Genomic DNA, 11,980 nt, shown 5'->3' on the forward strand with positions numbered 1-11,980 from the left:
AAGCGGACGTTTTGCAAAAAACAAAATGTAAAAAAAGCAAAAAACACTCCCATTTAAGATTTTTTGTAAGCAAAAGTCCACAAAACTCCCGTTATTTTGCCTCCAGCAATTTTGCCTTGATGCTCCCGAGCGCAATTTCGCACTCCATGAGCACCGGAATCCGGCGGTCGTCGTCGGTCAACCAAATGAAAATCCGTCCCTTGGAAACGAAAATTCCATCTCCGTCGAGCACAGGTTCCACCTTGATGCAGGGAACCTTCCCGAGTACACTTTCGACCGTTTCCTTGCCATGGACCAGCACCTTAAGCTCATAGCGCTTCTTGCCGCTCACCGCCGAAAAACGGCTCGTATCGCCGACCGTGAGGGGCATCGTGCGCACGTAGTAGAACGCCGACATGATGCTGTGCTCCATGCCCTGGATGGCGACCGCAGTATCGGCGGAGCGTTTGGTCTTGCGGGTTTTCATGTCGGTGAACACGGTGTCCGAAAGCCAGGCCTTTTCACCCTTGCGGTCGAAACGGATAACAGAGGTGTTGTGGAACGTGCCCTCGTGCAGGCGCTTGCGGAAGACTTCGGTCATGAGTCCCTTGTTACGCACGCGGGTGTACACCGTATCGTTTACCGGGTAGATTCGATTGATGGTCTTGTTGCCCGTCGCATGCGTCAAGAACTCCGTCTTGCCGCCAGCAATCGGCTTGACCTCGAGAGTCGCAGTACCAGCCGTAATGAACCCCCAACCAAGGCTGAAGGTCAGCTTTTCTCCCTTCATCCAGGGTGCATTCACCTCGGGAAGGTTGGGCTCACCGGCATAGGCGAAAGACAGCGCAAAGAGCAGCGCCGCGGTTAGACGAGAGACGAGAGAGGAAGGACGAGAGAGCATGAGTGTGTTCGGAGTTCAGAATTCAGAGTTCGGAATTAAAATAGTCGCGGCAAAGCCGCCTATTTTTACAATTCCGAATTCCGAAATCCGAATTCATAATTTTTGCAGGCTTACCCTTCGATATCCCCGAGGCCCTTGCGGTAAGCGACGAGTTTCTCACGGACTGCAGGGTCTGCGATGGCGACGATGTGGGCAGCGAGGTAACCGGCATTCTTGCCGTTGCCGATGCCGACTGTTGCCACCGGGATTCCCGGGGGCATCTGCACGATGGAGTGCAGGGCATCGACGCCGTTGAGCGGGCCGCCGGCGCAGGGCAGGCCGATAACGGGAAGGATGGTGTGCCCTGCGAGCACGCCCGGGAGGGCTGCAGCGAGGCCAGCAACACCGATGAGGACCTGGAGGCCTCGCCCGGCGGCTTCGCGAGCATACTTCGCGGTGGCGTTCGGGGTGCGGTGTGCGGAGAGAATGTTGAATTCCCACACGATGCCGAAGGCGTCGAGCACCGCGGTGATCTTGTCTACAGTTTCCTGGTCGGACTTGCTACCCGCAACGATACCGACCTTAGCATTTTCTTTTAAGTCCATTTTTGAATCCTTTTAAACTAATCCCTTCAGGCCTGGATTGCTTCGTCGTTTCACTCCTCGCAATGACGCTCAGAAAACTTTTTCCTTGCTAGTTCCTCACATGCATGTCATTGCGAGCGAAGCGAAGCAATCTCTAGCCAATTTTCCTTATTTCGCGAGTCTTGCAAGGCCCTTCTTGCCGATGTCCTTGCGGTAGAACTTGCCTTCGAACTGAACCTTTTCGGCGGCTTCGTAAGCGATATCGAGAGCGGCCTGAAGCGTTTCGCCATGGCCCACCACGCCGAACACGCGGCCACCGTTCGTGACCAGTTTGCCGTCCACCATCTTGGTACCGGCGTGGAGCACCTGGGCGCCGTTCTTTTCGGCTTCTTCGATACCCGTCACGACCTTGCCCTTTTCGTAGGAGCCCGGATAGCCCGCGCTTGCGAGCACGACGATTGCGGAGCTGCCCTTCGGAGCCTTCGGAGCACCGAGCTTCGCAAGTTCGCCCTTTTCGGCAGCGTCGAACAAAGCGAGCACATCGCCGTCGTAGAGCGGGAGCACAATCTGGCATTCGGGGTCACCGAGGCGGCAGTTGTATTCCACGACCTTCGGGCCCTTTGCCGTTACCATGATGCCCACATAGAGCACGCCCGTGTAAGGCTTGCCTTCGGCGGCCATGCCCTTGAGGGTCGGTTCGATAATCGTCTTCTTCACGACCTCGAGGAGAGCATCCGTCACCACCGGAGCCGGGCTGTAGGCGCCCATGCCACCCGTGTTCGGGCCCTTGTCATCGTCAAAGACGCGCTTGTGGTCCTGGGCCGAAGAGAGAATCACGTAGTCCTTGCCGTCGCAAACCACGAAGATGGAGGCTTCTTCGCCGTCCATGAATTCTTCAATCACGACCGTCTTGCCGGATTCGCCGAAGACGGCCTTGTCGCCGAGCATTTCTTCCACAGCGTCGTTCGCTTCCTTGTCGGTCATGCAGACGATGGCGCCCTTGCCCGCAGCGAGGCCCGACGCCTTCACCACGATCGGAGCCGGGTGTTCGGCGAGGAACTTCTTCGCGGAGGCGAGATCGGTGAAGGTCTCGAAGGCGGCCGTCGGCACGTTGTACTTCTTCATGATATCCTTGCTGAAGGCCTTGGAGCCTTCGAGCGCGGCAGCAGCCGCAGTCGGACCGAAAGCACGCAGCCCGCGACGGCGGAATTCATCCACCACGCCCGCGACCAGCGGAATTTCGGGGCCGATGACCGCGAGGTCAATCTTTTCGGCCACGGCGAGGTCAGCGATCGCACCAGGGTCAGCCACATCCACCGGCACGCACTTGCCAAGGTTTGCCATGCCCGGATTGCCCGGAGCGCACACGAGAGTGTCGCACAGCGGCGACTTCTTGACTGCAAGAGCGATGGCATGTTCGCGACCACCGCTACCAACGACGAGAATATTCATATAGCGTATCCTTTACTGTTACGGAGGATAATTTAGAAAAATGCGGGGAACGAGAAAAAAACACCCACGCGACAAACCCTTAATTCATAATCTCCCAATGGCCGTCTTTTAGCAATACGCAGGGTTAAGCCCCGCTTTTTACTAATTGTATGATGTCGGCGTTGGCAAAATGGTTCTCGACAATCTCTGAAACCTTAGCTCTTTGCTTTACTTCTTTTCTTTAAGTTTCCGTATTGCTCAATAAACTGTTCCTTTTGCATTTCAATCTCGCGGGCCAGAATTTCCTTAGAAGGAATGTAGGTCAGATATTGTGCTGCATACATGCGTTTATTTGTTGCAAGTGTTGAAAAACGAGCAACATCGGCATTAGTGTCGGAGCAGAGAATTATGCCAATTGTCGGGTTATCTCCTTCGGTCTTTTTGATTCAAAATCGCATTTTCCAACGTTGACTCAGTCACCGCTGCATCCTGATTTACTCCAAGAAATTCTGCAATCAAAGGATTCTTGATAAACTCCGAACGCTCCTTCTGATAATCGGCCGTCATTTTTTTCATTTCCTTGACAACGGTAGCCCTTTTAGCCTTGGGAGTTTGCATTAACCGATAGTAATATTGAGACGCAATATTCCGCTTTAGGGTGCGATAATCCCATTGCTGCGAAGCGGCTTCCTGCATATACCACGTTCGAGCATCGATGTCATTGACACGCATAAGGCATTCGTAATGGCTCCATGACAATTGGGTAGGCAGAGCCTGCCTTATTTCCTCACTTTCAAAAAGGGCAGGCAATGCCTGCCCTTTTGCAGCAATCGCTTTCTTAAACTCTACAGGCAGAGTTTGAAATACCTGTAAACCCTGAAAATTAAGATAAAATTTCCTATAACTTTTTAACGATGCGATCGAGAAACCCTTTCCGAATTCAGCAGTTAAATTTTCGGAAGCCGTTTCAACAACATGTTTCCCATAATCAGCTCTAGCCTTTCCCTGCTGTTCCTGTTCCACAATTCGCCAGCCCAGTAGCCAATTGCAGGCGACCTGCATCAGATTTGCCGCACGAAAACTCATATTCCGTGCCGTAGAAACGATGCTCTTCAAATCCGTTATGAAGTCGGCGTTGAGGTTCGCGTTGCTCTTTGACGAAGCGAGTTTCTTTTTAGACATAGTGGCCCCTTTGAAAAAAAGAAAAACATTTGACAATCATCAAATGCCTTTCGGAGCCTGCACTATTAGGAACCGCAGCTGAAATGTAGATAATATTGGGATTCTGGCAAGGGGCTTAAGGAAATTTTACACTAGGCTCAGCCGCAGTTGTTCGGAAATTCCGAACAACTGACGAGACTAAATTTTTTCCAGCTCGTCTCTCATGGCGGAGCGATTCTTGAACCGCGACAGCCAAGATATTCTTGGCTCCGTCATTGTTTACAAACAGGCGTTGCCTTTCGATTCGCTCGAAAAGATTCAGCATGTCATTCGTGAAATAGCGCGCATCTCGGTAAGCGATAAGGCCACCGTCGCAATACCTGCGGACGATGCTATCGAACTGGACGGTAAGATCCTCAAGTTTTAGTGGTTGCATGGTTCGGGTTTCCATGGCTCTTTAGACAATTCTTCCGCAACTTGCGGAAAATTTTTGCGGATACAATTACGCTTCCGATTCACCGATTAGAAAATCTCCTTTGATTAATACGAGAACTTCGCGTGGATTCATGATTGCACAATCTACTTAGCACGGCGCAATACGTATTTTCCCTTGCCTGCGCCCACAACAGGTTCCACTATATTTAGCGTTTTCATCCGCTTTATAAGATTGGTCGCAGTAGCCGGAGCACACTTTAAGATATCCACAATATCGCCAGCACCAAAAACTTGATTTATTTGGATTTCGTTCACAAGTTGCAATATTTTATCCCTTACCGAGGCATTCAACTTAGCATCTAAAATCTCAGATTTGAGCTGAGCAATCCCTAAGTTTTCGCCATCAATCCCTAAGTTTTCGCCATCAATCCCTAAGTTTTCGCCATCAATCCCTAAGTTTTTCGACCCAAATCCCGAATTTTTAACGATAGCCTTCAAAATGAAAGCATCCTGCCGATATTCTGGTTTCGGCAATCCCTGCGCCTCCATTTCCCGACACATGCGATCAACACCTTCCCCAAAATCCTTCACATACTTGTAGTCCTTCAGGTATTCCGCAATATGCGAATTACGGGCAAAATGAGCGTTTCTGATCGTTTCTATCTTCACTTGGCTCGGAAGGTTCCCCGGAGACTCGACAACAAGATGGTCATCGAACATTTTTATCTGGATTTCCGTCCCCCGAATGGAATAATCTCTATGGGTCACAGCATTGACAATAAGTTCAGTACGGACAAATTCAGGATACTCCTGCTCCGTCGTGAAGATTCCTCCCTTAGTCAGATAAGTCCGTTCCTTAATCTGCGTCTGGATATAGGCGACAGCCTTCTGAACTTGTTCAAGAATCCGCCCCTCAAATGTTACGTCCTTAACAACATTCATTTCCGCACCGAATTTTTCCTCGATTCCCTCATAACGGATGAAACGCACTCTTGCACGCGGGAAGAACAACTGCGGGTTTTTGCCAAAAAGAAGTACTGCGGCAACACTCAAATGAACAACACCCTCTTTTACTTTAGCAAAGTTCTTATTATGCAACAGATACTCACGCGGAGACTTAGAATAGCCGATTAAATTCAAATATTCTTTGAGATAAGCCTCATCAATATCATCATAACCGGATTCCGGCACAAGAACATCTTCAAACGAACGCAGGCCCTTGTCGAAACTGAGAGTCATACGGTCATCGTAAGACAAAATCTTAGACTTGTCGCCAATTCGCAAATAAGCATCATGGGCCTGATTTTCGTGAACGAACGGACTTGCTTCGATATGGAATACCAGTACATGGTTCGCGTGCCCCTTATAATCAACGCACTCAACAAATTCGTGAGCGAAAGGGACTGTCGGCATACAGAAATCCATCGGGACTCGCAACAGCTCATTTACTTCGCGTTTGTGATGATCGACACCCTCTATTCTACGAGTCTTGTCCGAAATTCCAACAACGAGAATCCCGCCATCCGCATTGGCGAACGCACAGACATGGTTCGAAAAATCGCGCGGAGCAATATTGACGCTCTTGCGGTCAAAAGTCTGAGATTCTTCCATTGCAAGGATTTCTTCTATACGCATATTTTTCCTCTAGGCGTTAAAATAGATTTTTAGACGGGCGAGGGCAATAGGTTGAACTGTTACTCATTTTTCAATTCCTTTCTATCCTTATTCTTCCAAAAAATGAGGCCGTTCCGGGCGCCTCCGGCAACGAGGGCAGCAGCCATTGACGGGACCACGGGGTGACCCAGCCGTTCGTCGTTGTGCGCGACGGGCTAATTTGCTGGATGCAACGCAAGGCAGAGACGCTGGCCGAAGAAACGATTCCGTCCACCTCGATTCCGTCGGAACAGATTTTTCCTTCGAAATGCGCCTTTGGTTTGCCCTTCGGGCCATAATCGAAATGCACGACATCGCCCACGATCAAAAGCCCCGCCTTCACAATCTCGTACAAAGCATTGCTCTTGTCTGTTGCCTTCAAGGACTCCTTTTCCTGCGTCAATTCCAAATCCGGGAAGTCGTAAAGCACCTCACCCTTGCCGTTCATATATTTTTCGATATGCTGAATCTGCACATCGACCTTCTGCATCGAAGCCCATTCCTCAAGGTCGCTCGGAGAATAGTCTATCGGCAAAGAGACAATCGGGTCCTTTTCCAGAATCTTCTGGACAAAACCGTGCACATGGATTTGCTGGATTTTCAGGTCGGATTCAAGAAGCTTCGAGAACTCCTTCTGCTTTCCGATTTCTGCAATGCAAAGTTCCGTAATCTTGTTCTTCGTCTCGCGATTCATCACCGCGACAAGCTGCTTGCTGACTTGCGGAGCAATATGCCCCCACGTTTCGTGGTCGCCGCGTTCCACCTCCAAGATGAACCATCGGTTTCCCTTGAAATCTACGATGATGCCATCGGGAACAGTCCCCTTGCCGCCAGAAGTCCGGATTAAACTTTTCGGCAGCAAGATGGAATAGTCTCCGAAGAGAAGCTTGAAGTTGCGGGCGACAACCTTCTCGACCTCTTCTTCGGTCTTGAATTGAACCTTGGAATAGAATGTGCCAGTGGGAGTGAAAAGCATGGGTAACCTTCTAATGGAACAAAAAAATTATTGATAGGTTACACGACCAACATCATCTATCGTAATTACATTCTGTTTTTGCAATTGGTCAATCACGCGGTCAATCTCTTCATCTGTAATCCCACCTCGGAAATTGAACATATCCTTGATGAAACTAGTTAAAGATTTTCTTTTCCCGGGCTTTGACTTTCGAATTCGCTCAACAATATTGGGAAATTCAGCAGCAAACCTTGCTGTTGATGAGTTCTGTTCCTCCTCTTCTTTTCGAGCCATTTGCAACATTGTCTGTGCAAGATGGAGTTTATCGCGATAAGAAAGAGATTTGGCTAAAGATTCAACTTCTTGATAGGTCATTATAACAAATCCTCTCATAATCATCTTTTATGTGCAATACGTCTTGTTTTAAATCATCAAATGGTTTATCCTTCCACTCATTATAACATCTCAAAGCAATTCTTGAAGGAAGAGACTTATTAAAACCATTTTGTTCACTTTTGAAAATAAGATTAAACTCACAATAGCACTGTTTTAAGGGTATACCCAAAATAAATGACATTTTTTCCAACGCTCCTGAAATAGTTCCAAAATTCATTGCTTCGACAGCCCGCTTTTTGAATTTTGAAAGAAAAAAAACCACTAGAGAAACGTTCCGATTACTAAGCGCAGTATTTGCATATCTAAATTTATTTTTTTTGCTTAGCCAATCTTTCAACGGCACATAAGTGTTGTTATTGAGGCCATGATATCCAACATATAAAACATCTTCATTAGATTCAATACCACACATACTTTTATCCCAAATAAACGGATATAAACCAACATATTCATTTTCGTTAAAATTGCCCATTTTTTCATTCCGATTACTCATTACCAAAAATGCAAGATGTCCCCTTAAGCTTTTGGAATCCCCTAAGCCCAACTCCCAATTACACCATTTTGACATAAAAGATTTTTTTGTACCAACAAAAATAAACCTATCAGCACTTTTTATTTTTTTTATTAATTTATCAGCCGTATCTGCATTCGTCGCTGAAGGCATTAAAGGATCGAATGCGTCTATATAAACATTTACATTATACGCTTTCTTCAAAAAACGCGCTACAGAGTATGCATATTTAAGGTCTTCATGAGCATGAGACAAAAAAACAGTTACATTTGACTCATTATAATCATTATTTAAGTCGTCATTTATTTTTTCATAAAATTTCAATTTTTCTTCGTCTTTGATTCTTCTGTCACCATATTTTCGAACACCGAATTTAATGTCTTGCATTCTTTTATTTTGAGATTCGACATAACATTTATAAACATCATTAAGAGAATCAATTTTCAAATCAAAAATTTCGTTTAAATGGACATCATTATTCAAGCACATAGTAGACTTTTCTATAATTACCCTTTATAAGATTGAACATCATTAACTATTTCAAGTACGCAATCAACCAATTCTGCTTTATTCTTCACATAATCTAACTCTCCTAATTTTTTTAATTTAGTCTTCAAAAAATCTGAATTGTAGCCAAATTCTTCCATTTCTTTGCAGATTTCATTCCAAATGACGTTCGTCATTCCACCTGTTGATCCAATTGGTATTATAAAGAGTCCTTTTTGATGAGCTATGTCAAATTCTTTTTTTACTCCATCCGCATTAACAACTTCCTTCTTTTCATTTATTTTTCGTCCAAAAAGAACTATTTGTATACCAGACTCATCACACATTTCTTCTCTATAAGATTTCCAAAGGCGTTCTTTTTCCGCCATGTTTGCAATATTACGAGGAAACGGGTGCATTATAAGGTATTTTGAACTAGATGATGCTGAATATTTTTCATATGCAGTCCGTAAACACGCGGTAATAACAGCACTACCTACTCCAAGACCATAGCCTGATACAATCTGATTTTCTTTTCCTACCAAAGATGACGTCAAATCACTTATAAAAGAGTCGATATCATTTGTACGTTTTTTATAATCATCATCAGACTCATCAATTTCCCGACAATATGATCCTGAAATGAATATACGATTTCTTTTGGCATATTTAGAAAGATCTCGCAACAATTGAGGTATTTCCTTAAAATCATTAATTTCTATAGATGTAATATTGTAATTTTTTTTCAAATCTTCTTTAAACAACTCATATTCTACTTCTCGATCTTTTTTATCTTGCGTACAAATAATCCAGAAATGTTCCGGCATGTTATCTTTTGTTAAAGAATGTCTTAACTCTGCTAAAATATATTTAACATCAGGATCTTTAAAACTAAATCCTGCAAAAATAAAAGTTTTTCTTATAAGAGCTGTTTTTAAAGCGTATATAAAATTTTTTTTATTTTCAAAAAAATCTTCATAATCGGAACTTGTAATCACACAATTTTCGGGATCACAATAATCCCCATGAACTTTATATATAGGAATAGCGCCCTTTTTCTCTTTTTCCAATAAATCCTTATTATTCACAATTACACATGGCTCTTTTTTATTTTCACGCAACGCATTTTCTATCATCGGATCATAATTTGTTGTCCAAATTTCGGACACATCTAACTTGGCTAATTCTTTCTGATTATCAGAAATTACCCCTTTTGAAAAGCCCTCTCTTATAGCCTCATTTATTTTTTTTCTCCCTTCAGGCTGATTTGCCACAAATTGAGCAAATTGTATAAGATCTTCATTTCCTATATAATTACCATCTTTATCTTTTTTGAGCTTTAAATTCAAAGGGGAAATTAAGGGTTCAATCAAACCATTCCAATCAACCAACTTACATGGAACAGAAAAACCAGCCCCAATGTAAAACGCCAATTCGCCTGATTGAAGTCGATTTACAAGTTTATTAAAAATTGTTGGTTCCATAACAGACTTCTCCTATTTTTTCATTCATCATCTTTGTGTAAACAAGGAAGTTTTCCATCAAGCCATGCTTTAAATTTAACATAACAAGCCTCGTTATCATTTACCCATAGAGTCAACTCATCTGAACCCTTTTTTGGATTTTCAGATATGTAAGGATAAATCCCTAAATATTCTTGTCCTTGATAAACATCAGAACTAGACGTTCCTCTTATTAAAGGACAAATAGCAACTCTTCCCTTTAACCCATCCATTAGTCCTAATTCCCATGGCATCCATTTAGAACTTGGAGCGTTTTCGGAGGTTACATAAAAAAGACATTTGCAATTTTTCATCCGGTTTTTAATAACATTTGCAGTTTCTTTTGTCACGCTAGTACGATCTAATGTATTATCTTCAATCCAGTCAACATATATTTCATAACCATATTGCTTTTTCAAATATTTTACCAATCCCGCAACAGCTATTCGATCCTTATAGCTATGAGACAGAAAAATATCATACTTTTTTAAATCATCAAACTGAGAAAAACAATACATCTCAGAATTGAGTCTAACAGATTCTTGTGCAGCACTTTCAACAATTGTACCGCGACTTTCACGTGCAATTTTTTCAAAACGATTAATATTAAATAAAGCCATTCTTTAACCTCTCACCTTAATTGCTTTTTCAACCCAATCTTCTAAATGTTCTGCAATGTCATTGTATGCATCGTTAGGATTTGGATTATAACATGGTACCACAGAAGATAATGGATTACCATTTTCAAAGAATATTTTATCAAAGGGATTATCACCCATATTAGAAAACCCCATATAACCATATCGACAAAGCAAAGGATCTTTTATACGATGGATGTATATTCCAAAAACACCCATTCCCTTATTCCATGCTCGTCGAATTTCGTAGTCAACCCAAGGTCTTTCCGAGGTATGTTCCCCCACAAGGACAATCAAACACGAGCGATACTGCATATTGGCATCAATCCAGCGACGAATGGCCTCGTCTCCACCTTTCTTTACTTCTTCCCAATCATTATCAGATACAGCCGTATTTCCTTCAATAGCCCCAATATTACGAATTTGAGCAACTCGACGAGAATCTTGCTTATAGTGGAAACTATAAAAGACTTGACGTTTCATACTTTACCACCCTATTTTTAATAGTTTTTATAAAGCCAATTCAAAGCTTTTTCCCATTTCGTTTTTGCGATAGCCATTTCTTCTCCATAACCTTCACAAAGCATACCCGCACATTTCATTATACGCTTCAACCTATCCGAATAAGGATTCATGAAATTTGATTGCCAATTTTCAAGATCATCCTTTACAAGAGAAATAGGTCTTTTGTATGGTATTGGGTAAAATATTTTTAGACTTTCATCACAACGTTTTGAAAACATTCCTGCGTGTACTTTCGCTATCTCTTGGGGCAAAGATTTCCTGTTTCGGTTTTCTCTTATCGTATCAACAGTTGCCAATTCATGAAAGATCCAAGGCGAAAATGTCCCCTTTTGCGTATCTTGAATGGATATAGATTCTGATGATTTTAAAAATATAAAGCACTCTGAATAATCAATCATTTGAGTTAATGCGTGACTAAGCATCATATGAACATGAGCGGTACTATAATTTATTTTCTTATAATCATATTTTCCATATTCATCCTTACTAAATTTTGCGTCTATTTTTTTTTGCAAATCAGCAATACAGCCCCACAAATCAGAATCAATAAACGCATTTAATTCGAAATTTCTCTTTAACCATTGAGCAAATTTTCGCACATTTAATTTATTCTGGCCCGAATGAGATAAAAAAACGGGAAATTCAGCAGAAGGAAAGAATAAATCGCACAACTCTTTAGCGTTCAAAAATGCTTTTTTAGCACTAAGAATATTTTCTAACGTTTCTATAATCTTAGAGGTTTTAACATCATCATAAATAGACAATGATGATTCATTCTTAATTAAAGGGGCAATATTTTCTAAATCCAATACATATGCTCTAAACATAAAACATCTCCATTTAT

The 11,980-nt window shown here is 43.2% G+C and carries 14 protein-coding genes; 1 reads left to right on the forward strand and 13 read right to left on the reverse strand.

Features of this window, described 5'->3' with window-relative positions; translation table 11 throughout:
* Window positions 1-91: 91 nt before the first annotated feature.
* The 5 genes from BUA93_RS12505 to BUA93_RS12525 all read right to left on the reverse strand — a co-directional run bounded on the left by BUA93_RS12505 (window position 92) and on the right by BUA93_RS12525 (window position 4,056).
* A complete protein-coding gene (locus BUA93_RS12505) occupies window positions 92-880 on the reverse strand; it encodes a DUF3108 domain-containing protein (protein ID WP_083597429.1) in 789 nt (262 codons plus the stop codon).
* Between the two features lie 110 nt (window positions 881-990).
* Window positions 991-1,464 (reverse strand): 5-(carboxyamino)imidazole ribonucleotide mutase, encoded by a 474-nt coding sequence (purE, locus tag BUA93_RS12510; RefSeq protein ID WP_072979901.1) that lies wholly within the window; start codon window positions 1,462-1,464, stop codon window positions 991-993.
* A gap of 147 nt (window positions 1,465-1,611) precedes the next feature.
* The gene (gene purD, locus BUA93_RS12515; RefSeq protein WP_072979903.1) at window positions 1,612-2,895 is read right to left on the reverse strand and encodes a phosphoribosylamine--glycine ligase; all 1,284 of its coding nucleotides are present in this window, start codon (window positions 2,893-2,895) and stop codon (window positions 1,612-1,614) included.
* A gap of 194 nt (window positions 2,896-3,089) precedes the next feature.
* Window positions 3,090-3,320: a PDDEXK nuclease domain-containing protein gene (locus BUA93_RS16800; RefSeq protein ID WP_217651007.1), complete on the reverse strand. Its 231-nt coding sequence runs from the start codon at window positions 3,318-3,320 to the stop codon at window positions 3,090-3,092.
* Window positions 3,298-4,056, reverse strand: a complete 759-nt coding sequence (locus tag BUA93_RS12525) for a DUF1016 N-terminal domain-containing protein (RefSeq protein ID WP_072979905.1) — start codon at window positions 4,054-4,056, stop codon at window positions 3,298-3,300. The genes BUA93_RS16800 and BUA93_RS12525 overlap by 23 nt, the downstream gene beginning before the upstream one ends.
* Window positions 4,057-4,258: 202 nt before the next feature.
* Between BUA93_RS12525 and BUA93_RS12530 the strand changes: the two genes are divergently transcribed.
* On the forward strand, window positions 4,259-4,462 hold the full coding sequence (locus tag BUA93_RS12530) for a hypothetical protein (RefSeq protein ID WP_072979907.1): 204 nt from the start codon (window positions 4,259-4,261) through the stop codon (window positions 4,460-4,462).
* Between the two features lie 152 nt (window positions 4,463-4,614).
* Here BUA93_RS12530 and BUA93_RS12535 read toward each other — a convergent pair whose 3' ends face one another.
* The 8 genes from BUA93_RS12535 to BUA93_RS12570 all read right to left on the reverse strand — a co-directional run bounded on the left by BUA93_RS12535 (window position 4,615) and on the right by BUA93_RS12570 (window position 11,963).
* Window positions 4,615-6,105 carry an ATP-binding protein gene (locus BUA93_RS12535; RefSeq protein WP_072979909.1) on the reverse strand — a complete coding sequence of 497 codons (1,491 nt, stop codon included), beginning with the start codon at window positions 6,103-6,105 and terminating at the stop codon, window positions 4,615-4,617.
* Window positions 6,106-6,175: 70 nt separating this feature from the next.
* Window positions 6,176-7,099: a hypothetical protein gene (locus tag BUA93_RS16595; protein ID WP_083597431.1), complete on the reverse strand. Its 924-nt coding sequence runs from the start codon at window positions 7,097-7,099 to the stop codon at window positions 6,176-6,178.
* Between the two features lie 27 nt (window positions 7,100-7,126).
* Window positions 7,127-7,453 carry a hypothetical protein gene (locus BUA93_RS12545; protein WP_072979913.1) on the reverse strand — a complete coding sequence of 109 codons (327 nt, stop codon included), beginning with the start codon at window positions 7,451-7,453 and terminating at the stop codon, window positions 7,127-7,129.
* The gene (locus BUA93_RS12550) at window positions 7,434-8,432 is read right to left on the reverse strand and encodes a toll/interleukin-1 receptor domain-containing protein (protein WP_175547442.1); all 999 of its coding nucleotides are present in this window, start codon (window positions 8,430-8,432) and stop codon (window positions 7,434-7,436) included. Before BUA93_RS12550 ends, BUA93_RS12545 begins: the two co-directional genes overlap by 20 nt.
* Before the next feature lie 59 nt (window positions 8,433-8,491).
* Window positions 8,492-9,955, reverse strand: coding sequence for an SIR2 family protein (locus BUA93_RS12555; protein WP_072979917.1), 1,464 nt, complete (start codon window positions 9,953-9,955; stop codon window positions 8,492-8,494).
* Between the two features lie 20 nt (window positions 9,956-9,975).
* Complete coding sequence (locus tag BUA93_RS12560) at window positions 9,976-10,593, reverse strand: TIR domain-containing protein (protein ID WP_072979919.1); 618 nt, start codon at window positions 10,591-10,593, stop codon at window positions 9,976-9,978.
* A 3-nt stretch (window positions 10,594-10,596) separates the two neighbouring features.
* Window positions 10,597-11,094, reverse strand: a complete 498-nt coding sequence (locus tag BUA93_RS12565) for a TIR domain-containing protein (RefSeq protein WP_072979921.1) — start codon at window positions 11,092-11,094, stop codon at window positions 10,597-10,599.
* A 17-nt stretch (window positions 11,095-11,111) separates the two neighbouring features.
* Window positions 11,112-11,963: a hypothetical protein gene (locus BUA93_RS12570; protein ID WP_072979923.1), complete on the reverse strand. Its 852-nt coding sequence runs from the start codon at window positions 11,961-11,963 to the stop codon at window positions 11,112-11,114.
* Window positions 11,964-11,980 lie beyond the last annotated feature (17 nt).

It is taken from the genome of Fibrobacter sp. UWH4 (assembly GCF_900142475.1).
Taxonomy (GTDB): Bacteria; Fibrobacterota; Fibrobacteria; order Fibrobacterales; family Fibrobacteraceae; genus Fibrobacter.

Excerpts from the sequence above, each read along its gene's own strand:
- BUA93_RS12505 (WP_083597429.1), bottom strand. The coding sequence starts at position 880 with ATGCTCTCTCGTCCTTCCTCTCTCGTCTCTCGTCTAACCGCGGCGCTG.
- purE (WP_072979901.1), bottom strand. The coding sequence starts at position 1,464 with ATGGACTTAAAAGAAAATGCTAAGGTCGGTATCGTTGCGGGTAGCAAG.
- purD (WP_072979903.1), bottom strand. The coding sequence starts at position 2,895 with ATGAATATTCTCGTCGTTGGTAGCGGTGGTCGCGAACATGCCATCGCT.
- BUA93_RS12525 (WP_072979905.1), bottom strand. The coding sequence starts at position 4,056 with ATGTCTAAAAAGAAACTCGCTTCGTCAAAGAGCAACGCGAACCTCAAC.
- BUA93_RS12530 (WP_072979907.1), top strand. The coding sequence starts at position 4,259 with ATGGCGGAGCGATTCTTGAACCGCGACAGCCAAGATATTCTTGGCTCC.
- BUA93_RS12535 (WP_072979909.1), bottom strand. The coding sequence starts at position 6,105 with ATGCGTATAGAAGAAATCCTTGCAATGGAAGAATCTCAGACTTTTGAC.
- BUA93_RS16595 (WP_083597431.1), bottom strand. The coding sequence starts at position 7,099 with ATGCTTTTCACTCCCACTGGCACATTCTATTCCAAGGTTCAATTCAAG.
- BUA93_RS12545 (WP_072979913.1), bottom strand. The coding sequence starts at position 7,453 with ATGACCTATCAAGAAGTTGAATCTTTAGCCAAATCTCTTTCTTATCGC.
- BUA93_RS12555 (WP_072979917.1), bottom strand. The coding sequence starts at position 9,955 with ATGGAACCAACAATTTTTAATAAACTTGTAAATCGACTTCAATCAGGC.
- BUA93_RS12560 (WP_072979919.1), bottom strand. The coding sequence starts at position 10,593 with ATGGCTTTATTTAATATTAATCGTTTTGAAAAAATTGCACGTGAAAGT.
- BUA93_RS12565 (WP_072979921.1), bottom strand. The coding sequence starts at position 11,094 with ATGAAACGTCAAGTCTTTTATAGTTTCCACTATAAGCAAGATTCTCGT.
- BUA93_RS12570 (WP_072979923.1), bottom strand. The coding sequence starts at position 11,963 with ATGTTTAGAGCATATGTATTGGATTTAGAAAATATTGCCCCTTTAATT.